Consider the following 23,939-nt stretch of genomic DNA (forward strand, 5'->3'; position numbering starts at 1 on the left):
CGCATATTCCTCCCGCGGAATTAAGTCCACAGGAATTCCGAATTGCTTTCCCTTTTGATGTCTGCAGGGACGAGGACGTGTTGGCGCATACAAATGCCCGACAGCGATCCCGCACGTGTGTTTATAGGTCTTTTCTGTCTGTGGTGGCTGCTGCTTCTGCTGTTCAACGGCTTTCCGCAGATCGATGTCTACGCATCAGCGCATTTCTTTGTGCGCGAGGCATGCAGCACTCCAGCCACATTCGGAAAAAACTGCGGCTACTTTCCTTACCGGCACGAGGCTTATCTCGGGTTCCTGAGAACGCTGTTCTTCCGGCTTCCCTACCTCATCGCCATCGTCCTCTTGTGGAAACTTTTGGAGTGCTACGGGCACTGCGGGGCCACTTTCAACCTCGCGCGCGCCCGCGCCTTCAAGATTGCTCTCGGCTCGCTGGTGATCGGCCCCGTGATCCTCACCAACCTCATTCTCAAGACATACTGGGGTAGACCGCGACCGTCCCAAACGCTGGATTTTGGTGGCCACCTCGACTTCGTGCAGGCGGGCTCCATGATCGGAAAATGCGTATCGAACTGCTCTTTCATTTCCGGCGAAGCGGCAGGCGCCGGCTGGGTTTTCTGTCTGATTTTCCTGATACCACAGCCGGCGCGCTTCGCGCTTGCCCTCCCCCTCACAGCAATCGCCTTTCTGACACCGGCCATGCGTCTTGCATTTGGCGCGCACTACCTTTCAGACGTCATCCTGGGTTGGCTTTCGTCCGTTGTTGTCTTTGCAGGTCTTCTTGCGCTTACCGATTCGCCACAGGGCAAAAAAAAATCTGAAATTTGAATGAATTTTCGACTCCAGCTTGTCGCAAAAGAGACCCAAACAGCGTAGATGGATTTCGCTGCGTAGCGGCATTGGTTCGCAAATGGCGTTCAAGGGCATTAATGAAACTGCTTGAAACATACATACTCCGGCGCGTTGGCCAGATGTTTCTCGTTGCCCTGTTGCCGGTGCTCGCGATCATTTGGACGACTCAGGTCCTGCAGCGCGTCAATCTCGTAACCGACAGCGGCCAGTCGATGGGATCGTTCGCCAAGCTGGCAACGCTGATTCTACCGTCGATCATTCCGATCGTGCTGCCGTTCGCACTTGTCATCGGTGTGACGCAGACCCTGACGACGATGAACAACGATTCGGAGCTGACCGTCATCGACGCGGCTGGCGCCAAGCGCAGCATTATCCTGCGCCCGATCCTCATCCTCGCCGCCGTCATTAGCATCTTTTCGTTTCTGGTGGACAACGTCGTCGAGCCGAAGGCCAAGACGGGGGTTCGCCAGATGGTGGCCGCTGCCTATGCGGATCTGCTCTCGACCGTGATTGAAGAGAAGAACTTCCGCCGCATCGACACCGGCCTCTACGTACAGATATCCGAGAGATTGGCCGGACGCGTGCTCAAGGGCTTGTTCGTCGTCGATGAGCGCGACCCCGCATTCGAGCTTATCTACTACGCACGTGAAGGCGCCGTTGACGAGAAGGGCACGTCACTCATCATGCATGATGGCGAGGTTCACCGCAAAACGCAAACCGGTGAAGTCTCCGTCATTCGTTTCGATTCCTACTCCTTCGACCTGTCCGATCTGACCCAAAACCGCGGTCAGGCGACTCTTCGCGCATCCGACCGCGAGCTTGCGTTCCTCTTCAATCCGGATCCGAACGACAAGGATTACATCGCCAGACCCGGTAGTTATCGTGCCGAATTGCACCGCCGCATGACGGATTGGGTTCTTCCGATGGTGTTTGCGCTGATTTCGCTCGCGATCGCCGGTGATGCTCGCTCCCACCGCGAAGCACGGTTGCACCCCATGGTCGCGGCGCTCATCTTCGCGTTCGGTATTCGTTGGGCGTCGTTCTACGCCGCCAACCAGATCGACACGGATCCAGAGTATATCGGCGTGCTCTATGCGATTCCCGTGGTCGCCAGCCTTTTGGCAATCGCATCTCTGTCGCACCATAAGCGCCTGTCGGTCGTGTCCGCGATGAGCGACCGAATCTCCGCCTCTTGGCAGAGACTGTCGCGACGCTTTGGTCGGTCGGCAGATCCCTCCGCCGGAGGCAGCGCATGATTCTCGGGACACTCGGCCGTTACTTCTTCCGTCGATACCTGCTGACCACAATGTGGTTCTTTCTCGGCGTGATTGGCATCGTCTACCTCGTTGATTTCAGCGAGACCGCTGGCCGACTCTCCGGTCTTCCCGGCTACACCGTGACCGGCGGGCTCGCGATGACGGCGGTGCGTCTGCCGCTCATCTTGCAGCAGACCGTGCCCTTCATTGCCCTCTTTGTGGGCATGACCGTTCTAATCGGGCTCAACCGAAAATACGAACTGGTCGTGACGCGTGCTGCCGGCATCTCGGTTTGGCAGTTCATGTCTCCCTTCCTCGCAGGCGCCTTTTTGCTCGGCGTCCTGGTCATGACCGTCCTCAACCCGCTGGCAGCCTGGGGGCAACGTCAGGCTGCCGTCATCGAGAGCAACTGGCGTGGAGAAGTCTCAGGGTCGAACGCCGCGCCGCAAGTTCCGTGGATTCGCCAGATCAGCGGCGGGGACGACGTGATCATCGGAGCGAATACGATTCTCGAAAACGGCACGCTGCTTATGAACGCCGTGTTCGTGCATTTCGATTCGTCCGATCACATCATCCTGAGACAGGACGCCGCGTCGGCAAAATTGGAAGATGGTTACTGGCTTCTTAAGAACGTTGTCGAGCGTCGTCCGGGCGAAGTCGCCACACGGCTCGATGAGGTGCGCGTAAGCACCAATTTGAAACAGGATTTCATCCAGCAGAGGCTGACAGCCCCTGAAACTATTGGATTTTTTGATCTCTCGAGCCGAATTGACGCGGCGAGATCCTTCGGGATTCCGACCAAGGCGCTTGAGACCCAATTTCATTCGTTGTTGTCCCAACCACTGTTGCTTGTCGCAATGACTCTCATTGCTGCAACAGTGTCCCTAAAATTTAGCCGGTTCAACCAGTCGAGGTCGGTGATTCTGGGTGGAATCCTGTCGGGCTTCGTGCTTTATGTGGTCACCGTGCTTGTAAAAGCATTCGGAAGCAGTGGGGTTGTCCCGCCTTTCGTGGCAACGTGGATTCCGGTCATTGTTGCCTTGGCTTTGGGTGCAACAATTCTGCTTCATCAGGAGGATGGCTAGTGGCGGCAGGCGACCGCAAGACTCTTAGTAAACAGTTGGTTGCCCTGCTCCTAGGCGCGGCCCTGTCTACCTATTCGAATGGCTTTCCTGCTGCTTTCGCCCAGGATGCCCTGCAAGGCTTGAGGCCGAACGTGTCCGCCGACCAGAAGCTGATTCTGTCGGCAAACGAACTCGTCTACAACAAGGACGCGCAGATCGTTTCGGCCATCGGCGGTGTACAGATTAACTACGCCGGCTACAGATTGGTGGCGCAACGCGTCGAGTACAATCAGCAGACCCGCCGCCTGATGGCGCTCGGCAACGTGGAGTTGATCGCCCCCGACGGCAACCGCATGTACGGTGACAAGATTGACATCACCGACGATTTTGCCAACGGGTTCGTAAACGCGCTCCGAATTGAGACCCCCGACAATACGCGCCTGGTTGCCGAAACCGGCCAGCGTGTTGGGGGCACGCAAATGATCCTGAACAGGGGCGTCTATACCGCCTGTTTGCCTTGCGCTGAAAGACCGGAACGACCTCCCTTCTGGCAGGTAAAGGCTGAACGCGTCATTCAGGACGGCGTCAAGCATACGATTCGCCTTGAAAAGGCGCGCTTCGAGCTCCTTGGCCACCCGCTCGCCTACGTTCCGTGGATCGAGGTCCCCGACAATACCGTGAAGCGGAAGTCCGGCTTCCTTTTCCCGACCTTTAGCGCATCGCAGAATCTCGGCTTCGGCCTTTCTGTCCCGTACTATTACGTCATTTCGCCGAGCAGCGACGTCACGGTGACCGGCACGGGTTACACCACCCAGGGTTTCCTGGCGGACGCGGAATTCCGCCAGAGATTCGAGAACGGCACGCACACCTTGCGCGTGGCCGGTATCGACCAGCTCAGCCCGGGGACCTTTACGCCCGGCACCAGCGATGCCGAAAATGACTTCCGCGGTGTCGTAGCGTCGAAGGGGGCCTTCCAAATCAACCCGCGATGGGCGTTTGGTTGGGACGTGATGGTTCAGAGTGACAACAACTTCGCTCGCACCTATAACCTGAAGGGTCTGGACGAAAGTACACATACCAACCAAGTTTACCTGACGGGTCTCGGCAAGCGGAATTATTTCGATCTGCGCTCGTTCTATTTCGACGTTCAGAACGCCGATCCGAATGATATCGCCGAGAAGCAGCAGGCAATCGTTTACCCGGTGATGGACTATCACTTCGTGGCGCCGCAGCCGCTCGCCGGAGGTGAACTATCTGCCGATGTCAACTTCACGAACCTGTCGCGCACGCACGACGACTTTTATAGCGTCGCAGGCTTTGATCGGTTCCGCGGCCTTGAGGGCCAGACATCTCGCCTGACGGGCGAACTGGAATGGAAGCGGACCTTTGTCACGCCTCAGGGCTTCTTGATCACTCCGCTGCTTGCAGCCCGCGGCGATGCCTTGGCGTTGAACATGACGCCGCCGCCGACCTCCGGCACCTTTGTCTATGACGGCAATTACGACGACGGTAATGCAGCGACGCGTTCGATGTTTACCGCAGGGTTGGAAATGCGCTACCCGATCCTCGGTACGACCGCGAACAGCACACACCTGTTCGAACCGATTGTTCAGCTTTATGCACGGCCCGACGAACGGCTTGCCGGCTCTCTTCCGAACGAAGATGCGCAGAGCTTCGTGTTCGATGCGACCAATCTTTTCGAGCGTGATAAGTTCTCCGGCTACGACCGTATCGAAGGTGGCACGCGCGCCAATGTCGGCTTCCAGTACACCGGTACGTTCGACAACGGCTACAAGCTGCACGGTATCTTCGGCCAATCCTACCAGCTCGGCGGCCAAAACTCCTTTGACACGGCTGATCTGGTAAACGTCGGCGCCGACTCCGGCCTCGAAACGGACGTCTCCGACTTCGTCGGACTCGGCGGGATCGAAACGCCACAGGGCGTTGCCCTTGCAGCTTCCTATCGGCTTGACGACAAGGACCTGGATTTCCGTCGTGGCGATTTGACGGCCGGTTACCAGACCGACAATTTCCAAGGTCAGATGATCTACACGCATGTCTCAGCGCAGCCGGAATACGGCTTCGCCGAGGACAATGATGAGATCCAGGCCAAGGCTGCTGTTAAGTTCAAGGATTATTGGACGGTATTTGGCGGCGTCGCTTGGGACCTTCAGGACAACACTGTTGTCAGGAAGACAATCGGCCTTACCTATGAAGACGAATGCACCATCTTCACGATCGCATATATCGACAAGCGCGATACCACCGCGGAAACCGCGAGCGACTGGAGTATCGGGGCGAGGTTGACCTTCCGGACGCTGGGCGACATCAATCTCGGCACGCCCATAGATGCCAGCCCAACCATCTACCAGAATTAACTGTCAGTTCTGTAATACGGCGAAAGAAAGGGCCTTTCTTTCGCCGTAAGACTATGCAGGACATTGTCGCCAGTTGAGATCTAAGGCATATGCTGAATTTTCAATTTGCAGCGGTAATGCCCGTGTGTCTCGGGAAGGTATGCGCGCCGCGACGTGAGTGCGCGGCGTCAATGGGAAGGGTCGATAGATGATTGGCGCAAGAAGAACCGTAAGGACGATGATTGCCGGCGCGACTTTCGCGATGCTGGCGGCTTTTGCCTCGCCGCAGACCGGCTCAGCTTTTGCTGCAAGCGAAGTCAGAGTTGTCGTCAACGGAACAGCAATCACCAGCGGTGACATCGCCAAGCGCCAAGCATTCCTGCGCCTGCAGCATCAAAAGGCTGATGCGAAAGCAGCGGAAGAACAGCTGATCGAACAGACGCTGAAGCAGCAGGAAATTTCCCGCGTCCGCATGTCGGTTTCCAAGGACGACGTCAACGCATCGTTCGCGCGGTTCGCGAGCGGCAACAAGTTGACGACGGACCAGATGACGCAAATTCTCGAACGCGCCGGCGTCGGTGTTGATCATTTCAAGGCTTTCATTGCCGTGCAGATGAGCTGGCCGCGCCTTGTCAATGCCCGCTACGGTTCGAGCAATCGCATGTCGAATTCCGACCTTGTTGCCCGCATGATGGAGAACAAGCAGAAGCCGGAAACCACCGAATATATTCTGCAGCAGATGATCTTCGTCGTTCCCGCCAACAAGAAGGGCATCGTCGGCAAACGCAAGAGCGAAGCCGAGGCGTCTCGCGCGAAGTATCCGGGTTGTGACCAGGCAAAGGTCTTCGCAGCAACGATGCTTGACGTGTCAGTCCGTGACCTTGGTCGCGTTCTTGCACCGGAACTTCCGGCCGAATGGAAGCCGCTTGTCGAGCAGGCAAAGGGCAACACGACCGCCACGCGCGTGACCGACAGAGGTGTCGAATACATCGCCATCTGCAGCCAGCGCCAGGTTTCTGATGACCAAGCCGCCGAAATGGTGTTCCGCCAGGAAGACCTTGATAAGGCGAAGGCAGGGAAGAACGCCCCTCCGGAAAATCCGAACGCCCAGAAATATATGGAAGAGCTGCGCAAGAAGGCGCAGATCATGCGTCCCTGAGCAAGATGACACTCTCGTTCTCGCGCCCGCTTGCTCTCAGCCAGGGCGATCCGGCCGGCGTCGGCCCCGATGTCACACTTCTGGCCTGGATGCGGCGCAGGGAGCTGGGTCTGCCTCCGTTCGTGTTCATTGGCGACCCTGATGTGCTGGCATCGCGTGCCAAGCTCCTAGGCTTGACGATCGCCATTCGCGAGACCGATTGCACCAACGCCAATGATGTCTTTGCAGATGCCCTCCCCGTGCTCCCCATTGCCGCAGGTATCGACGTTGTAGCGGGTGAGCCGCATGTGGCGACGGCAAAGAGCACGATCGCCGCGATCGAAAGAGCTGTCTCGCTGACAATGAGTGGCGAAGCCCTCGGCGTCGTCACCAACCCGATCGCCAAGTCCGTTCTCTACGAATCCGGCTTTCCCTTCCCCGGACACACTGAGTTTCTGGCCGATCTCGCCGCACGTGCGACTGGACAGGCGGGGATACCGGTGATGATGCTCGCGGGTCCGAAGCTCCGCACCATTCCTGTTACAATTCATATTCCGCTCAAGGATGTGCCTCAGGCACTGACGGCCGATCTCATCATCGAGACTTGCCGGATTGCTGATGCCGATCTCAGGCGTCGCTTCGGGATCGAGCAACCCCGGCTCGCGATAGCCGGTCTCAATCCACACGCCGGAGAAGACGGTGCGATCGGCAAAGAGGATGAAACGGTCATCAAACCGGCCATCCAATTCCTGAGATCCGAGGGGATAAACGCAATCGGTCCGCTGCCTGCCGATACGATGTTCCACGACGACGCCAGAGCGCGTTACGACGTTGCGATCTGCATGTATCACGACCAGGCCCTGATACCGGCCAAGGCACTTGGCTTCGACGACGCTGTCAACGTCACGCTGGGATTGCCCTTTGTGCGCACCTCGCCCGATCACGGCACCGCCTTCGGGATCGCCGGCAAGGGCCTTGCGCGTGAAAACAGTCTCGTCGCGGCGCTGAAGCTCGCCGGTCACCTCGGACGCACCACAGAAGGGCATCGTTGATGGCTGCCTTGGATGGGCTGCCGCCCCTTCGCGATGTCATTCAGCGCCATGGCCTCGATGCGCGCAAGGCGCTCGGCCAGAACTTCTTGCTCGATCTCAACCTGACGCAGAAGGTTGCTCGCACAGCCGGCTCCTTGGAAGGAGCCACGGTTTTTGAGGTCGGTCCGGGTCCCGGCGGCCTGACGCGCGCCATTCTGGCATTGGGTGCAAAGAAGGTGATCGCCGTCGAGCGTGATTCTCGCTGTTTACCCGCGCTTTCGGAAATCGCGGATCACTATCCGGGGAGGCTCGAGGTCATCGAAGGCGATGCGCTGAAGACGGACTTCGAAGCTCTGACGCCCGAGGGACCGGTGAAGATCATTGCCAACCTGCCCTACAATGTCGGCACGCAGCTGCTGGTCAATTGGATCCTGCCGAAGCAGTGGCCTCCTTTCTGGGACTCGCTGACGCTGATGTTTCAGAAGGAAGTGGGAGAGCGCGTCGTTGCGGCCGAAGACGACGACCACTATGGACGTCTTGGCGTGCTTTGCGGATGGCGTACGAACGCACGGATGGCGTTTGACATTCCGCCGCAAGCTTTCACGCCGCCGCCGAAAGTAACGTCGACTGTCGTTCATCTGACCCCAAAGGAAAGCCCGATCCCCTGCTCGGTCGCCGATCTGGAGAAGGTCACGCATGCCGCCTTCGGCCAGCGACGCAAGATGCTGCGGCAGAGCCTAAAGCCGCTGGGGGGCGAAGTCTTGTTGAAGAAGGCGGATATCGACCCGCAACGACGGGCCGAAACGCTTTCAGTCGAAGAGTTTGTTCGACTGGCGAATTGCCTCTAGCCAGCGTTCGCTTAGGGCACGCCGACTTTCCAGGATAGTGAATCGCGTGACAGCATATCGGCCCGGTCAGTTGATCTAGCCGCAAGCACCATTGCATCGACCGTGCAGGTCCTAAAGGTTCGGCTCTTCAGTCAGCAGCCCGTTGACGAAATCGAACAAGCCGTAACGCCGGTCGCGGCGGACGCGTTCGGCATTGACGATGCAGCTCACATTGCGAAAAGCCTCATCGAGATCGTCGTTGACGATGACATAGTCGTATTCGCGCCACCGTTCGATCTCCGCGCGCGAATTCAAAAGCCGCGTACGAATGACCTCTTCCGAATCCTCGGCCCGGCGATGCAAGCGAGACTGCAGTTCGGTCATGGTGGGCGGCAGCACGAAGATCGAAACGATATCGGCCTTCATCTTGTCCTGAAGCTGCAAGGCACCCTGCCAGTCGATATCGAACAGCATGTCGCGACCTTCGGCCATGGCCGATTCCACGGGCTCGCGCGGCGTGCCGTAAAAGTTGCCGTGAACCTCCGCCCATTCGAGCAGATCGCCTGAGTCGCGCATCCTCTCGAACTGCGGTACAGTGATAAAGTGATAATGCTTGCCGGCAATCTCGCTCGGCCGCTTGGCCCTGGTCGTAACGCTGACAGAGATTTCGAGGCTGTGGTCGTCTCGGAGAAGGTTGCCAGCAATTGTCGACTTGCCTGCGCCCGAGGGCGAGGACAGGACAAGCATCAGCCCGCGCCGGGCGATTTTGGTGGGTGTGCTCGACTGGGCCGGGCTCATGTATCACTCCAGATTCTGGACCTGCTCGCGGAACTGGTCGATGACGACTTTCAGTTCGATGCCGGCGGCGGTGATTGCCGCGGCATTCGACTTCGAGCAGATAGTATTCGATTCTCGGTTAAATTCCTGTGCAAGGAAATCCAGCTTACGCCCGACCGGGCCGCCCTTGCCGAGCAGGTCGCGAGCGGCAACCACATGCGCTTTCAGGCGATCGATCTCTTCACGGAGATCCGCCTTGGTGGCGAGCAGAGCAGCTTCCGCATGCAGCCGGTCGCGATCCAGCTTTCCCGATCCATCCATCAGCAATGCGACCTGCGCGGCCAATCTCGTCGAGATCTCCTGCGGAGAGCGGGAGGGGTCACGCTCGATCACCTCTGTCAATCCCTCGATGGTGGCCACATGGTCGAGAAGTACGCGCGACAGAGCGGCACCTTCCGTCTCGCGCATGTGCCGTAGGTCGGCGAGAGCTGCGATCAGGCCTTCCACAATATCGGAATCGCGGGCGGCGATCGCTTCATCACCGTCCTCGCTCTCGCGGAATTCGATGATACCCCGGATGGCGAGCAATGTATCCAGCTGCAACGGCGCGGGATCGATGATGCCGCCAAGCTGATCGCGCAAGGCGAGCACAGCGGAAAGCGCTTCCTGATTGAGGACGGTTTCAATGCGGCTCTCACCGGCAGAGACGGAAAGCGACGCCTGCATATTGCCTCGGCTGAAGCGCTCGCCGGCAAGGCGACGCACGTCACTCTCCATACGCTCCAGCCCCGGCGGGAAGCGCAAGCGCAGGTCAAGGCCCTTGCCGTTGACCGAACGCAACTCCCAAGCCCAACGCCAACGGCCGCTCGTGCCTTCTCGCCGCGCAAAACCGGTCATGGACTGCAAAGCCATGCGAGCCTCCAAAAATCAGTTCGTCTTCTTTTTCTTTTGGGCAGCAGGCGCGGCAGGTGTGTCCGGCTGCGTCTGGCTCTCGGGCTGTCCGTCGACCGCAATATTGGGATCGGCTCCCTTGGCGGCTTCCAGTTGGCGCCAGCGCTTGACGTTCGCGTTATGCTCCTCAAGAGTGGCTGCAAAAACGTGCCCGCCGGAACCATCGGCGACGAAATACAGATCCTGCGTCTTCCATGGATTGGCGACAGCCTCCAGCGCATCACGGCCCGGATTGGCGATCGGCGTCGGGGGAAGCCCCTTGATCACGTAGGTGTTGTAGGGCGTTTCCTTCTTCAGGTCCGACTGATAGATCGGGCGATCCGTCGGCTTTCCGTCGCCGCCGAATAACCCGTAGATGATTGTCGGATCTGATTGAAGGCGCATCCCCTTGTCCAGCCGGTTAAGGAAGACGGAAGCCACGTGGGCACGCTCATCGGGAACGCCAGTCTCCTTCTCGACGATCGAGGCGAGGACGACCAGTTCGTCCTTTGACTTGAGTTGCAGCGACGGGTCGCGCTTGTCCCAAACCTGCTCGACCAGCTTCTGCTGGGCCGCAGCCATCTGCTCGATGATTTCGACCCGCTTCGTGCCGCGCGAGAACTTGTAGGTATCCGGGCGGAGGCTTCCCTCTGCGGGGACGACAGCCGGGAGATCGCCTTCCAGCACGGCATCCTCGTTCAGGCGATTGAACATCTGGCGGACGGTGAGGCCCTCGGGGAAGGCGACGGAATACAGGATCGACTTCCCGGATTTCAGCAGTTCCATGATGTCGTTCATGGAAGCATGTGCCTTGATTTCGTACTCACCCGCCTTGAGGCTCTCGCCATCATCAAGGTGGGTTGCCGTGAGGTAGCGGAAGATACGGGCATCCGAGACGATGTTGTTTCGTTCAAGGCTCGCGGCAATTTCAGCAACGCCGGCACCATTTCGCACGATGAAGTTCGTATTCGTTTCCAGCGGACCAGGATCTTGGTAGGCCGAGATCGCGTAGTAGAAGAGGAAGACAGCGGCTGCGCAGCCGAGGACGACCAGCGTCATCAGGAAGTTCAGGAAAATGATAACCTGGCTGCGCGCTTTCTTCGAGCGCTTCGGCGGCTCGGGCACGCGTTCCGGCCGCAGCGCCTCGCTTGGCGACTTGGGAATGATCGGCCCACTCTGCGTCTGCTGGCTCTCCTCGCCGATCGTCCCGTTGTTTTGGTTCGTATCGTTCACCGGCAATCCTCTAAACTTGGCCTCAAGTCCCGCTTCTTGCTAAGCAATGCGGCAAAATGCAGGTGGGGCCACGCCGCGCAAGGTGCAGCCCCACCGCCAGAACGTCAACGCCTGAACTCAGGCGACGTAGCGGCGCAGCACCAGCGAGGCATTCGTGCCGCCGAATCCGAAGGAATTCGACAGGGCGACGTTGATTTCCCGCTGCCTGGCCTTGTGCGGGACGAGGTCGATCGCGGTCTCGCGCTCAGGATTGTCGAGGTTGAGCGTCGGAGGCGCGACATTGTCCCGGATTGCAAGCGTTGCGAAGATGGCCTCGATCGCGCCGGCAGCACCGAGCAGATGACCGGTCGCGGACTTCGTCGACGACATCGAGATCTTGGAGGCTGCATTACCAACCAGACGCTCCACCGCGCCGAGCTCGATCGTGTCGGCCATCGTCGACGTGCCATGCGCGTTGATGTAGTCGATATCGGCAGCGGTCAAGCCGGCTCGCTTCAACGCCATCGTCATGCAGCGCTGCGCGCCTTCACCGTCCTCGGACGGAGCCGTGATGTGATAGGCATCGCCCGAGAGGCCATAGCCGACCACTTCGGCATAGATCTTGGCGCCGCGCGCCTTGGCATGTTCCAGCTCTTCGAGAACGACGATACCGGCCCCCTCACCCATGACGAACCCATCACGGTCCTTGTCATAGGGGCGCGACGCTTTGGTCGGATCGTCGTTGTGCTGGGTGGAGAGCGCCTTGCAGGCGGCAAAGCCGGCGAGCGAGATGCGGCTGACCGGGGACTCGGTGCCGCCAGCAACCATGACGTCCGCATCGCCGAACGCGATGAGACGGGCAGCGTCACCGATCGCGTGAGCGCCAGTCGAGCATGCCGTGACCACCGAGTGGTTCGGCCCGCGCAGCTTGTGGCGGATCGACACCTGTCCGGATACGAGGTTGATCAGACGGCCAGGAATGAAGAAGGGCGAAATGCGGCGCGGGCCCTTGTCGCGCAGCGTGTAGCCTGCTTCGACAATGCCTTCGATGCCGCCAATGCCGGAGCCGATCAAGACGCCGGTCGCAACCTGGTCCTCATCGCTCTCGGGGTGCCAGTTCGCATCTTTAAGCGCCATATCGGCGGCGGCCATGCCATAAATGATAAACGGATCAACCTTGCGCTGTTCCTTAGGCTCCATCCAGTCGTCGGCGTTGAAGGTGCCGTCGCTGCCGTCACCAACCGGAATGCGGCAGGCAATCTTTGCGGGCAGATCGTCGACTTCGAACTCAGTGACCAGGCGGGCGCCGTTTTGACCCGCAAGCAAGCGGGACCACGTCACTTCCGTTCCGCATCCCAAGGGCGATACCATGCCGGTACCTGTTATGACGACCCGTCTCATCGACTGCATTCCCCCGCCTTTTATGTTCTTGGAGAACCATGCCAGAAATAAAAAGGGCGGACTCCGGGTCCGCCCTTTTCTCAATCGCTCAGGATTAAGCCTGAGCCTTTTCGATAAACTTCACGGCATCGCCGACCGTCAGGATCGAGTCTGCAGCGTCGTCCGGAATCTCAACGCCGAATTCTTCTTCGAACGCCATGACCAGTTCGACGGTGTCGAGCGAGTCAGCGCCCAGATCGTCGATAAAGCTGGCGCTTTCAACAACCTTGTCGGCGTCGACGCCAAGATGATCAATAACAATTTTCTTTACGCGTTCTGCGATATCGCTCATGTCGGTTTCCTCGACCTTATATCCTGATCAGAATGCCTTGTGACATCCCTACCCTGTTTCAGCCTGCGGCGCCGTTAAGCCACCCTCGGCAAACTCTTTGAACCCGGCTACCAGAAATGTCCCAGGCTTGCACAAAAGCCCGCCGGTCCGTCTGCTTTCTCGGGAGACTGTTCACAGTCATGGCCCGCTTAACACGGTTTAAGTCTGCCGCAAAGCCAGAAAATCAACCCCATCGGGTTGCTCAACACGCTATTGCGGCGAAAACTGCCTCGAAACGCAGTTTCCCGTTTCAGATCATGGCCATGCCGCCGTTTACGTGCAGCGTCTGGCCTGTCATATAAGCAGCTTCCGACGAGGCGAGATAGGCAACCGCAGAGGCGACTTCCGCGCCGGTGCCCATGCGTTTCATCGGGATCGCTCCCATGATCGCTTCCTTCTGCTTGTCGTTCAGCTTGCCGGTCATGGCGGACTCGATGAAGCCAGGCGCCACGCAGTTGACCGTGACGTTGCGGGTTGCGATCTCCTGAGCCAGTGACTTCGTGAAGCCGATCATGCCCGCCTTGGAGGCGCAGTAATTGGCCTGGCCCGGATTGCCGGTCACGCCTACGACCGACGTGATGTTGATGATACGGCCATAGCGGCGGCGCATCATCGGGTGGGTCATCTCGCGCGTCAGGCGGAACATCGCCGTCAGGTTCACTTCGATGACGCTATCCCAGTCCTCGTCGCTCATGCGCACAAACAGGCCGTCCTTGGTGATGCCGGCGTTGTTGACGAGGATGTCCACACCTTCGAGATCGGCTTCCGCCTTGACGCCGAGCGCCTTGACTTCGTCGCGGTCTGCGAGGTTGGCCGGGAAGATCTTGACGCGATCGCCGAGATCGTTGGCCAGCGCCTCAAGCTTCTCGACGCGGGTGCCATGAAGGCCGACGATTGCGCCCTGCTTATGCAAGATACGGGCGATTTCTTCGCCGATGCCGCCGGATGCGCCGGTAACCAGAGCCTTGCGGCCGGAAAGGTCGAGCATGGGTAGTGTTCCTTGTAATCGTTAAATCTATCAGGCCATCAGGGCGGCAACGGCCGCGTCGATATCAGCAGGCGTGTTGACGGCGATGCCGTTCACCGTCTTGTCGATGCGGCGTGCAAGGCCGGTCAGGACCTTGCCGGAGCCGACCTCGTAAAGCGTCGTCGCGCCATTGGCCGCGAACCACTCGACAGTCTCGCGCCAGCGGACCTGGCCCGTCACCTGCTCCACCAGCAGCTTTGCAATCTCGTCGGCGTCGGTCACCGGCGCAGCGCGCACGTTGGCGATAAGAGGCACGACCGGGTTGGACTTCCTCACGCCGGCCAGCGCTTCGCGCATCGCTTCTGCAGCTGGGGCCATCAGCGAAGAATGGAAGGGAGCGGAGACCGGAAGCAGGATCGCGCGCTTGGCGCCCTTCTCGGTCGCAATCGCAGCGCCCTTTTCGACGGCCGCCTTCTCGCCTGATATGACGATCTGACCGCCGCCGTTGTCGTTGGCGATCTGGCAGGAGCCGACGGCCGAGGCTTCCTCGCAGACGGCGGCGACATCGGCATGTTCAAGGCCAATAATGGCCGCCATCGCGCCGACGCCGACCGGTACGGCGGCCTGCATGGCGTTGCCGCGGATGCGGAGCAACCGTGCAGTGTCGGCCAGCGAGAAGGTTCCTGCGGCGCAGAGCGCTGAGTATTCGCCTAGCGAATGACCGGCGACATAGGAGACCTTTGCCTTTAGGTCGACGCCGTTGGTTTCGAGGACCCGGATAACCGCCATCGACACCGCCATCAAGGCCGGCTGCGCATTGGCCGTCAGGGTCAGCGTATCTTCCGGCCCATTGAACATCGTCTCGGACAGCTTCTCGCCCAGCGCTTCGTCGACTTCTTGGAAGACGGCGCGTGCCTCGGCGAAGTTTTCAGCGAGATCCTTGCCCATGCCGACAGCCTGGCTGCCCTGCCCCGGAAATGTGAAAGCGATGGTCATCCTATGTCCTTTATAATTGGACCTCTGGTTATTTCGCCTCCAATTGACATTCTTTCCTGCAGAGTCAAGTGCCGGAGCCCCGCGCTCCAAGGCTTTTGCAGCTGCGAGAACGCAGCGTTTTGGCCCCTTGCGCTTACTCAATTCCAGTCTAGATTTGCGCCGCCCCTCCAGACCATTTCTTTTTCAGATCACTTTCAAGGCTTTCAGATGAAATACAGGAAACTTGGCCGCACGGATATTTCCGTGTCCGAAATCTGCCTCGGCACCATGACGTGGGGCACGCAAAACACCGAGATCGAAGCGCACGAGCAGATGGACCATTCCGTCGAGAAGGGCGTCAACTTCTTCGACACGGCCGAGCTCTATCCGACTACGCCCGTTTCGGCGGAAACGCAGGGGCTGACCGAAGACTACATCGGCAGCTGGTTCCAGAAGACGGGCAAGCGCAAGGATATCGTGCTCGCGACGAAGGTCGCGGGCCCCGGCCGTTCCTACATCCGCAACGGCGACGGTGCCGACGCGAAGAATATTCGCCTGGCGATCGAGGCAAGCCTGAAGCGCCTGCGGACCGACTATGTCGACCTCTACCAGATTCATTGGCCGAGCCGCGGACATTTCCATTTCCGTCAGGCTTGGCACTACGATCCCTTCAAGCAGGACCACGCCAAGGCCGTCGCCAATATCACGGAGATATTGGAAACGATGGGTGCTCTTGTGAGGGAAGGCAAGGTTCGCGCCTTCGGCCTTTCCAACGAAACCACCTGGGGCACCCAGAAGTATCTGACGCTCGCCGAACAGCTCGGCCTGCCGCGCGTTGCCACGATCCAGAACGAATATAATCTGCTCTACCGCCACCACGACCTCGATCTGGCGGAGCTGTCGCATCACGAGGATGTCGGCCTGCTCGCCTATTCCCCCCTCGCCGGCGGCATCCTGAGCGGCAAGTATATCGACGGCGCCAAGCCGGAAGGCTCGCGCGGGGCGATCAATGGCGATCTCGGCGGTCGGCTGCAGCCTTTGCAGGAAGCACCGACGAAGGCTTATCTCGATATCGCTGCACGGCATGGGCTCGATCCTGCTGCGATGGCGCTCGCCTTCTGCCTGCATCGCCGATTCATGGCTTCGGTGATTATCGGCGCGACGACGATGAAACAGCTCGATACAGACCTGAGCTCCGTCAATCTCAAGCTGTCGCACGACGTTCTCGTGGAAATCGAGGCGGTTCATCGCCAGTACCCGATGCCGATCTAAGGCAACCGGACGATGCATCACGATCTGGCCGTCGACGGCCAGATCACTGCCCTGAAACCATTGCATCGGGGCCCGCCCCACGCAAGTCGCCACAACGACAAGTTTCGAGAACTTTGCCCGCGCGGCAATTTCCGCTTCTCCGTCCTGCGCAATTCAGCTACGTTTATAGGGCTCTGTGTAGGGCCGCGGGGAGCTCATTCCGTGGAACGGAAGCTCGCAGTCATCCTTGCCGGCGACGTGGCCGGTTACAGCCGCCTTGTTGCAGCCAACGAGGAGGATGCGCTTGCGACCCTGAGCGTCTACAGCACCACGATTGGTGACCTCGTTTGCGAGCATGGCGGGCGGATTTTCGGCAGCTCCGGAGACAGCGTGGTGGCGGAATTCCACAGCGCAGTGCAAGGCGTTCGCGCAGCGGTCGCCATCCAGCGCGCGCTCAATCGCCGAAACGCCGACTTGCCTGTGGATCGCCGAATGGAGTTTCGCCTCGGGCTCAATCTCGGGGACGTCGTGGTTTCCGGCGATAACCTGCTCGGCGACGGGGTGAATGTCGCCGCCCGCCTTCAGGAGGTGGCGCTACCTTCGGGTATCTGCATCTCTGGCGCCTTGCGCGAGCAGATCGAAGGGAAGCTGGACTTCCCTCTCGTGCCGATGGGCGATCGTACGCTGAAGAACATTCCGCGCCCGGTGCCTGTGCATAAGGTCGACTGGACCGGCGAGGACCCCGTGGAGGGCGGCGCGCTCGGGGGGCCGCTCCGACTGCCTGACAAACCCTCGATTGCGGTATTGCCCTTCGTCAACATGTCCGATGACCCAGAGCAGGAGTTCTTCGCCGATGGCTTGACCGAAGACATCATCACCGCGCTTTCGCTCTACCGCTGGTTTTTCGTCATCGCCCAGAATTCTTCCTTCGCCTATAAGGGGCGGGCCGTCGACGTGAAGCAGATTGGACGCGATCTCGGTGTCCGCTATCTCGTGGAGGGTAGTGTGCGCAGGTCCGGGACGCGGGTCCGCGTCACGGGGCAGCTGATCGAAGCGGAGAGCGGCGTTCACCTCTGGGCACAGCGCTACGACCGCGAAATCGCCGACATCTTCGCCATCCAGGACGAGCTCACCCAAAATGTCGTCGGCGCCATCGAGCCGGAAATCCTGATAGGCGAAAGCCGCCGGGCACTGCTTAGAACGACGGACAATCTTGATGCCTATGAAAGCCATATGCGCGGCACATGGCTCCACAATGCCCAGGATACCGCCGAACACTTCATCGAATCCATAGCCTGGCATCGCCGAGCCATCGAGCTCGACCCCGAATTCGCACGCGCTCACATGATGCTGGCTCGCTCGCTCTACGCGCGCTGTTTCCACGGCTTCAGCAGCGATGTCGACAGGGACAGCACGGAACTTCGGGCGGAGGCAGAGCGCGCAGTGGCGCTCGATCCGCGCGATCCCTATTCCCACTACGCCATGTGTCTTGGCCATTTCGTCGCTCACAACGCCCCGGCCGCAGTAGAAGAGGCACAGCAGGCGATCGATCTCAATCCCAATTTCGCGCTGGCGCATATGGGACTTGGGTGGGCCAGAATCTTCACTGGCCACTTTGCGGCAGCTTGCGATCCACTCCATATGGCCCTGCGGCTCAGCCCGCATGATCCCCTGGCCTACCTCATCCTCGACCGGCTGGCGCTGTCGAACTACCATCTCGGCAACTACGAGGAAGCGATCCACTATTCCGAGCGCGGCCTTTCCCTGCGACGCGCCTATTTCAATCGCGTCGTTCTTCTTGCAAGCCTGGGGCAATTGCAGCGGCGCGAGGAGGCACAGCGCCTGATCCCGGAAATTCTCGCGAATGTCCCCGCCGACCTGGAGCATTACTGGAAGATCCTGACGCCCTACGTCGACCCCGGTCACTACGACCATTTCGTCGACGGGCTGCGCAAGGCCGGGCTACCGTCGTTGAACTCGCAACGAGAACATTGCTGACTGTCCCTTGCGTTTCCGCCAAAAATCCGTATAAGCGCCCTGTTCGCAAACCCGGTCTTCTGGCTGGTGGCTGAACGGAGGGCCGGTTTCCTACGGGAAATCGTTCGGAACGGAAGCGTTCCAGCCTCCCGTGTCTCCGCTCTCGACCGTCTCGGAAACGCTTTTCTTGCCTGGGTCCGCCCATTCAGGAGCAGTCGTTGAGGCTTAGCCGCCGAATATCGGGTTGAATAAACGCAAGAAAGGCAAAGCTGTCATGGCTCTTTATGAACATGTATTCCTTGCCCGACAGGATATTTCCGCTCAGCAGGTTGATGCCCTCGTAGAACAGTACAAGGGTGTTATCGAAGCTAACGGCGGTAAGGTCGGGCGCGTAGAAAACTGGGGCCTCAAGTCCCTCACCTACCGTATCAAGAAGAACCGCAAGGCTCACTACGTTCTCGTCGACATCGACGCCCCGGCTGCTGCCGTGCAGGAAATGGAACGTCAGATGCGCATCAGCGAAGACGTCCTGCGCTACATGACGATCGCTGTTGAAAAGCACGAAGAAGGCCCGTCTGCCATGATGCAGAAGCGCGACCGCGACGACCGCGGCCCGCGTGAAGGCGGCGACCGTGGCCCGCGCCGCGAGTTCGGCGACCGTCCGCCGCGCCGGGATGGCGACTTCCAGCGTGGTCCGCGTCCGGACCGTGCTCCCCGCGAAGACCGTGCATAAGGAGATCTAAGAATGTCTGAAGCTTCCTCCGCTCCGGTTCGTCGCCCGTTCCACCGTCGTCGCAAGACTTGCCCGTTCTCCGGCGCAAACGCTCCGCGCATCGACTACAAGGACGTTCGTCTCCTGCAGCGCTACATTTCCGAGCGCGGCAAGATCGTTCCTTCCCGTATCACGGCTGTTTCCCAGAAGAAGCAGCGCGAACTCGCCCAGGCGATCAAGCGCGCTCGTTTCCTTGGCCTGCTGCCGTACGTCGTCGCTTAATCAGCCGACGAGACCAAATCGAGGGAAGGCAGCAGTGCCTTCCCTTCTCCCTTTCGCGATGGGCGCGGATCGGAACTCTTAAAACCCATGTTGAGGCTTTTCTGAAGCTGTTCAGAAGAACCCTCTAACTGCTCGATGAAGCAGGACAGCGACCGTGAACCGACTGAACACAAAAACGCTAAGCATTGGCGCACTCGCCGGAGTGACCGCAGCACTTCTGGTGCTCGGCGCGAGCCTGCAGCCGTCGTTCAGCGCGGTCCTCTACGCTGCTTCGGCACTTCCCATTCTTCTCGTCGGCCTCGGCTGGGGCAACATGGCGGCAATCTCTGCCGTCGTCGCAGCCGCTGTAGTCGGCGCGATCGCCATCTCGCCGTCCTTCGCGCTGATGATGACGCTGGTCACGCTGCTTCCGGCCGGGTGGCTCAGCCACCTTGCGAATCTTGCCCGTCCCGCCTCGGAGCTTGGCGGGCCTGAGCATCTGATGGCCTGGTATCCGCTTTCGGATATCCTGCTGCATCTCTGCGGCCTCGTCACCATCGCGGTGATCGTCGTTGGCGTGATGATCGGTTACGGTCCTGAGCTCATCGACCGGCTGGTCGATGTCCTGTTCGGCTCGCTTGCGCAGCAGCAGCCAGAGTTTTCGCCCGATCCGGCAGTGACGGCACAAACCAAATCGCTGGTCCTGCTCATGCTGCCTGCCATCCAGGGCGGCATGTGGGTGGTCATGCTGTTTTCCGCCTACCACATCGCAACCCGGATCGTCAGTGCATCCGGCCGTGGTCTGCGTCCGCGTGAGGACATTCCTTCGGCACTGCGCATGAACCGCAATTCAATCTTCGTTTTTCTCGTTGGGCTTGCCGCCACGTTCTTCGGCGGCATACCGGCGATGATCGGAGCAACCGTCGTCGGCACCTTCGGCGCCGGCTTCCTGCTTTCCGGCTTCGCCGCGCTGCACTTCCGCACGCGCGGCAAGGATTGGCGCCTGCCGGCACTCATCCTCTGCTACCTGGCATCGCTCGTCCTGATGGTGCCAGCCTTTTTCATCCTCGTGGTGGGACTGAGCGATACCCGCAAGGCGATCGCACTGACCCCGAACAAGGATGTCGATGCCCCCAAACAGACAGACACGAAAATCTAAAGACACGAAAGGAACACCAACATGGAAGTCATTCTTCTTGAACGCATCTCCAAGCTCGGCCAGATGGGCGAAACCGTAAAGGTTCGCGACGGCTTCGCTCGTAACTACCTCCTGCCGCTCGGCAAGGCTCTTCGCGCCAACGAAGCCAACAAGAAGCGTTTCGAATCCGAGCGCGCAACGCTCGAAGCTCGTAACCTCGAGCGCAAGTCGGAAGCACAGAAGGTTGCTGACGTTCTCGACGGCAAGTCCTTCATCGTCGTTCGCTCGGCTGGCGAAACCGGCCAGCTGTACGGCTCGGTTGCTGCTCGCGACGTCGTTGAAATCCTCGCTGCCGAAGGCTTCAACATCGGCCGCAACCAGGTTCACCTGAACACCCCGATCAAGTCGATCGGCCTGCACAAGGTTGAACTGCAGCTCCACGCTGAAGTCGAAATTCACGTCGAGCTCAACGTTGCGCGTTCGGCTGAAGAAGCTGGCCGTCAGGCGAAGGGCGAAACCCTCACCTCCGTCGATGCCATCTACGGCGTTGACGAAGACGCCCTGCGTCCGGAAGACTTCTTCGATCCGGAAGCCGACCTCGAAGGCGACGAAGCTTAATCTTCAGAGAAACCTCTCTGGAATGTACGAAAGCCCGGCTCACGCCGGGCTTTCTGCTTATTTGGATGCTGTGTTCTGTTGCGGCGCGGCACTTTTGTCGACATCGACGACGACCGAGAGACCCGGGCCCAAGTCCTTGACTGCCGGCTGGTCGGGATCGAAGCGGATGCGCACGCCGACACGCTGCGCGATCTTCACGAAATTGCCGGTCGCATTGTCAGCCTTGATGACCGCGAACTCCGATCCGGCGGCCGGCGAGAAGCGCTCGATGTACCCCCTCAGCTGCCGCCTGCCGAGCGCATCGACGGTGATGGTTACCGGCTGGCCGACCTGCATGCCGTAAAGCTGCGTTTCCTTGAAATTCGCGACGACCCAGACGTCCTCCGGCACGACCGCCATGAGCTGCGTGCCGGCCGTCACGTACTGCCCGATTCGAACCCCGACTTCGCCGAGGTGACCGTCGCGTGGCGCCAGGATCCTGGTGTTCTGGAGGTCGATTTCCGCCAGATGCACCACGGCTTCAGCGCTTGAGACGTTGGCTTCCAGCAGCGAACGGTTGACGATGATCGTCGCAAGGTTTTGCTTGGAAACCTCGAGTGCGGCCTTCGCCTGGTTCAGGGCGGCCTTTGCCTGGTCAAGCGTCGCCTGTGCGGCCTCTGTCTCACTCTGCGATGCGATCCCGCGGTTGCTGAGGTTGTTTACGCGATCCCAGGCCTGCTGCGCGCGCGTCAACGCTGCGTTCGCGCTATCGATCTGCGCCTCGCTGGAGGCGATACTCGCCTTTGCCGCAAGCTCGGACTGGCGGGAATTCTCGAGCGACGCCTTCTGCCCGTCGAGCGCAGCACGCGCCTGGGCAAGCTTCTGGACGTAAATGCGGTCATCGATCTGGGCGAGCGTGTCGCCCTGCTTGACCTGCTGATAGTCCTTCACGGGCACATCGACGACATAGCCGCTCACCTGTGGACTCAAGATCGTGACGTAGCCTCGAACATAGGCATTGTCGGTCGTCTCCACTGACGTGACGAACGGCGGAAGGCGCCATGCATAGAGAACGAGAAGGACGCCGGCGATGCCGGCGAGCACTGCGATGATGGTCGAGGGGGACCGAAGAAATTTCAACATGCTGACGCCCTGAGATCACGATTGAGCGGGGATTGCATCGGACTGGCCTGTCCCTGACCACGGCAGCCGGCGCCACGCTTGATGCAGAAGAATGACGATCAGGCCGAAGACGGAGGAGTAGCCGATGACAAGGAACGTATCGTTGTAGGCGAGAATATAGGCCTCGCGGCTGACCTGCTGCGCGAGCAACATCAGGGCCTCCGCGTTGAGCAGCGTCTTGTCGCCAAGCACTTTGCCGTAGGCCGCGCTCATCTGGGAGATGCGCTGCGCCACGATCGGATCTTGCAGCAGAATATGCTCGACGAGCACGTTCGAGTGGAACTTCTCCCGGATCGTCACGAAAGTCCCGAGCATCGCCGAGGCAAAGAGCGAGCCAATGCTCTGCGTGAAGACGAAGATCACCAGGAAATTCACGATATACTGCACGCCGCGGGAGATCGCCGCCTTGAAGCCATTCGCCATGACAGGCGGCAGGAACATCGCCGCACCGGCGGCGACCATCGCCTGGCTCAGATACATCTGAGGCGGACGCGTCAGGCTCGTCGACTGGCTGTCCATGAAGGCGCCGGCTGCAATAAGGGCGAGCGCCAGCACGTGGGCGGTCTCGACGTAACGGGTCGTCATCAGAAATGCGCAGAAAAGACCACCAACCAACGAGGCGAGGAGAATGATCGCGTAGAGCGTCACGGTCTGATCGTTCAGAAGCCCGAGCTGCTGATAGAAATTGGCAGCGGTTGACGACTGCTCGGAGGAGACGAAGCGGAAGAGCAGCAGGACGCCTGCCATCCGCAGGTTCGCGCCGGTGAACAGCCAGCGGAAATCGATCAGGGGACTGGCGCGTGGCAACTCCATGGCGAGCATGAGCGCAAGCGAGCCGACCGACACCGCCAGCAGCACGCCGATCCACGGCGCCTCGAACCACCAATAGAGCCGGCCAAGCGTCAATACGACGGCGAGACATCCGAAGCCGACCGCCAGCAGGAGATAGCTCACTATATCCTGCCGCTGGATGACATTGGCCCGCGGCGGTGCTGTGAGCGGCAGCAGATAGATGATTGGAAAGGCGACGAGCGCGAGCCCCATCTCGAACATATAGAGCGCCTGGTAGCCGCCGAAATGAAGCAGCGAGGGCGAGACGATGCGCGCCACCGGCGAAGCAAACAACGTACACATCAGCGCAAGGCTGATCCCCAGCGAGAGCTTCTTTTCCTGGGGGAAAGGCTCCAGCATGTAGAGGAAGCCGAGCGTCGACAGCGGTGCTGCAGCCATGCCGCTCAGCGTGCGCACGACGATTGCGGAATGCAGGTCGGTGATAAGAAGATTGAGCACCGCCGCAGCGACGAAGCAGATAATGCCGAGTTCAGCGAAACGGCGAAGGCCGTATTGGCTACGGATCTTGAAGAGTGCAATCGACATGCTGGCGTAAGGCGCCATGTAAGCCGCCGACAGCCAGGAGAGTTCAGTCGTGGTCGCCGAAAACGAACCCTGCAGCTGATAGATATTGGCGGTGAGCAGGTTCATGCCGAGGCCCTGCGTCAGAAAAAGCAGGACCGACGCCGCCATGTAGAGCGGCATTTTCCAGGCCGGCATCGGTACGCCCGCCGCTGGAGGCGGCGACGGCATCGGTTGCGTGTCCGGCTTCGCCTCCCCGGCTGGCCTTGGCGCCACATTGTCGTTGGCGGTCTGGGCGAGGCTCATCGGCAGGA

22 protein-coding genes are annotated in these 23,939 nt (G+C 59.9%); 13 read left to right on the forward strand and 9 right to left on the reverse strand.

The annotated features are described in order from the left end of the window. Positions 1 to 57: 57 nt before the first annotated feature. From AF71_RS09045 to rsmA, 7 genes are all read left to right on the forward strand, one after another. Positions 58 to 825: a phosphatase PAP2 family protein gene (locus tag AF71_RS09045; protein ID WP_192241545.1), complete on the forward strand. Its 768-nt coding sequence runs from the start codon at positions 58 to 60 to the stop codon at positions 823 to 825. A gap of 101 nt (positions 826 to 926) precedes the next feature. Then, positions 927 to 2,105, forward strand: coding sequence for an LPS export ABC transporter permease LptF (lptF, locus tag AF71_RS09050; protein WP_025659817.1), 1,179 nt, complete (start codon positions 927 to 929; stop codon positions 2,103 to 2,105). After that, on the forward strand, positions 2,102 to 3,190 hold the full coding sequence (gene lptG / locus AF71_RS09055) for an LPS export ABC transporter permease LptG (RefSeq protein WP_018116849.1): 1,089 nt from the start codon (positions 2,102 to 2,104) through the stop codon (positions 3,188 to 3,190). The genes lptF and lptG overlap by 4 nt, the downstream gene beginning before the upstream one ends. Then, the gene (locus AF71_RS09060; RefSeq protein WP_018857366.1) at positions 3,190 to 5,547 is read left to right on the forward strand and encodes an LPS-assembly protein LptD; all 2,358 of its coding nucleotides are present in this window, start codon (positions 3,190 to 3,192) and stop codon (positions 5,545 to 5,547) included. The genes lptG and AF71_RS09060 overlap by 1 nt, the downstream gene beginning before the upstream one ends. A gap of 187 nt (positions 5,548 to 5,734) precedes the next feature. Continuing rightward, positions 5,735 to 6,685: a peptidylprolyl isomerase gene (locus AF71_RS09065; RefSeq protein ID WP_025659820.1), complete on the forward strand. Its 951-nt coding sequence runs from the start codon at positions 5,735 to 5,737 to the stop codon at positions 6,683 to 6,685. 5 nt (positions 6,686 to 6,690) lie between these two features. Next, positions 6,691 to 7,716 carry a 4-hydroxythreonine-4-phosphate dehydrogenase PdxA gene (pdxA, locus tag AF71_RS09070; RefSeq protein WP_169681065.1) on the forward strand — a complete coding sequence of 342 codons (1,026 nt, stop codon included), beginning with the start codon at positions 6,691 to 6,693 and terminating at the stop codon, positions 7,714 to 7,716. Continuing rightward, entirely contained in the window at positions 7,716 to 8,543 is an 828-nt protein-coding gene (rsmA, locus tag AF71_RS09075; protein ID WP_018116249.1) for a 16S rRNA (adenine(1518)-N(6)/adenine(1519)-N(6))-dimethyltransferase RsmA, read from the forward strand. The genes pdxA and rsmA overlap by 1 nt, the downstream gene beginning before the upstream one ends. Positions 8,544 to 8,654: 111 nt before the next feature. Here the strand turns inward: rsmA and gmk are convergent, their stop codons facing one another. The 7 genes from gmk to fabD all read right to left on the reverse strand — a co-directional run bounded on the left by gmk (position 8,655) and on the right by fabD (position 15,175). Beyond that, positions 8,655 to 9,320, reverse strand: a complete 666-nt coding sequence (gene gmk, locus AF71_RS09080) for a guanylate kinase (protein ID WP_018116250.1) — start codon at positions 9,318 to 9,320, stop codon at positions 8,655 to 8,657. A gap of 3 nt (positions 9,321 to 9,323) precedes the next feature. Beyond that, on the reverse strand, positions 9,324 to 10,211 hold the full coding sequence (locus AF71_RS09085; protein WP_018116251.1) for a YicC/YloC family endoribonuclease: 888 nt from the start codon (positions 10,209 to 10,211) through the stop codon (positions 9,324 to 9,326). Between the two features lie 15 nt (positions 10,212 to 10,226). After that, on the reverse strand, positions 10,227 to 11,462 hold the full coding sequence (mltG, locus tag AF71_RS09090) for an endolytic transglycosylase MltG (RefSeq protein ID WP_169681067.1): 1,236 nt from the start codon (positions 11,460 to 11,462) through the stop codon (positions 10,227 to 10,229). A gap of 117 nt (positions 11,463 to 11,579) precedes the next feature. Continuing rightward, positions 11,580 to 12,842 (reverse strand): beta-ketoacyl-ACP synthase II, encoded by a 1,263-nt coding sequence (fabF, locus tag AF71_RS09095; RefSeq protein ID WP_112656260.1) that lies wholly within the window; start codon positions 12,840 to 12,842, stop codon positions 11,580 to 11,582. A gap of 94 nt (positions 12,843 to 12,936) precedes the next feature. Continuing rightward, positions 12,937 to 13,173 carry an acyl carrier protein gene (locus AF71_RS09100; protein WP_003547058.1) on the reverse strand — a complete coding sequence of 79 codons (237 nt, stop codon included), beginning with the start codon at positions 13,171 to 13,173 and terminating at the stop codon, positions 12,937 to 12,939. Positions 13,174 to 13,462: 289 nt separating this feature from the next. Continuing rightward, a complete protein-coding gene (gene fabG / locus AF71_RS09105; protein ID WP_018857373.1) occupies positions 13,463 to 14,200 on the reverse strand; it encodes a 3-oxoacyl-[acyl-carrier-protein] reductase in 738 nt (245 codons plus the stop codon). 30 nt (positions 14,201 to 14,230) lie between these two features. Next, positions 14,231 to 15,175, reverse strand: coding sequence for an ACP S-malonyltransferase (fabD, locus tag AF71_RS09110; protein ID WP_018857374.1), 945 nt, complete (start codon positions 15,173 to 15,175; stop codon positions 14,231 to 14,233). Positions 15,176 to 15,382: 207 nt separating this feature from the next. Here fabD and AF71_RS09115 point away from each other — a divergent pair, with 207 nt between their 5' ends. The 6 genes from AF71_RS09115 (at position 15,383) to rplI (ending at position 21,111) form a co-directional block, all read left to right on the forward strand. Continuing rightward, positions 15,383 to 16,426 carry an aldo/keto reductase gene (locus tag AF71_RS09115; protein WP_025659826.1) on the forward strand — a complete coding sequence of 348 codons (1,044 nt, stop codon included), beginning with the start codon at positions 15,383 to 15,385 and terminating at the stop codon, positions 16,424 to 16,426. Positions 16,427 to 16,627: 201 nt separating this feature from the next. Then, on the forward strand, positions 16,628 to 18,403 hold the full coding sequence (locus AF71_RS09120; RefSeq protein ID WP_169681069.1) for an adenylate/guanylate cyclase domain-containing protein: 1,776 nt from the start codon (positions 16,628 to 16,630) through the stop codon (positions 18,401 to 18,403). A gap of 253 nt (positions 18,404 to 18,656) precedes the next feature. Beyond that, the gene (rpsF, locus tag AF71_RS09125; RefSeq protein ID WP_018857377.1) at positions 18,657 to 19,115 is read left to right on the forward strand and encodes a 30S ribosomal protein S6; all 459 of its coding nucleotides are present in this window, start codon (positions 18,657 to 18,659) and stop codon (positions 19,113 to 19,115) included. A gap of 12 nt (positions 19,116 to 19,127) precedes the next feature. Then, positions 19,128 to 19,376 carry a 30S ribosomal protein S18 gene (gene rpsR / locus AF71_RS09130; protein WP_004680498.1) on the forward strand — a complete coding sequence of 83 codons (249 nt, stop codon included), beginning with the start codon at positions 19,128 to 19,130 and terminating at the stop codon, positions 19,374 to 19,376. Positions 19,377 to 19,530: 154 nt separating this feature from the next. Continuing rightward, positions 19,531 to 20,514 carry a DUF2232 domain-containing protein gene (locus tag AF71_RS09135; RefSeq protein ID WP_018857378.1) on the forward strand — a complete coding sequence of 328 codons (984 nt, stop codon included), beginning with the start codon at positions 19,531 to 19,533 and terminating at the stop codon, positions 20,512 to 20,514. 21 nt (positions 20,515 to 20,535) lie between these two features. Then, positions 20,536 to 21,111, forward strand: coding sequence for a 50S ribosomal protein L9 (gene rplI / locus AF71_RS09140; protein WP_025659829.1), 576 nt, complete (start codon positions 20,536 to 20,538; stop codon positions 21,109 to 21,111). 57 nt (positions 21,112 to 21,168) lie between these two features. On the opposite strand, the gene AF71_RS09145 is transcribed toward rplI, so the two are convergent. Continuing rightward, positions 21,169 to 22,233, reverse strand: coding sequence for an HlyD family secretion protein (locus AF71_RS09145; protein ID WP_018857380.1), 1,065 nt, complete (start codon positions 22,231 to 22,233; stop codon positions 21,169 to 21,171). 15 nt (positions 22,234 to 22,248) lie between these two features. Continuing rightward, complete coding sequence (locus AF71_RS09150) at positions 22,249 to 23,931, reverse strand: MFS transporter (RefSeq protein WP_169681071.1); 1,683 nt, start codon at positions 23,929 to 23,931, stop codon at positions 22,249 to 22,251. Between the last annotated feature and the right edge of the window lie 8 nt (positions 23,932 to 23,939).

Source organism: Rhizobium sp. 57MFTsu3.2, assembly GCF_012932765.1.
In the GTDB taxonomy this organism is placed as follows: domain Bacteria; phylum Pseudomonadota; class Alphaproteobacteria; order Rhizobiales; family Rhizobiaceae; genus Rhizobium; species Rhizobium altiplani.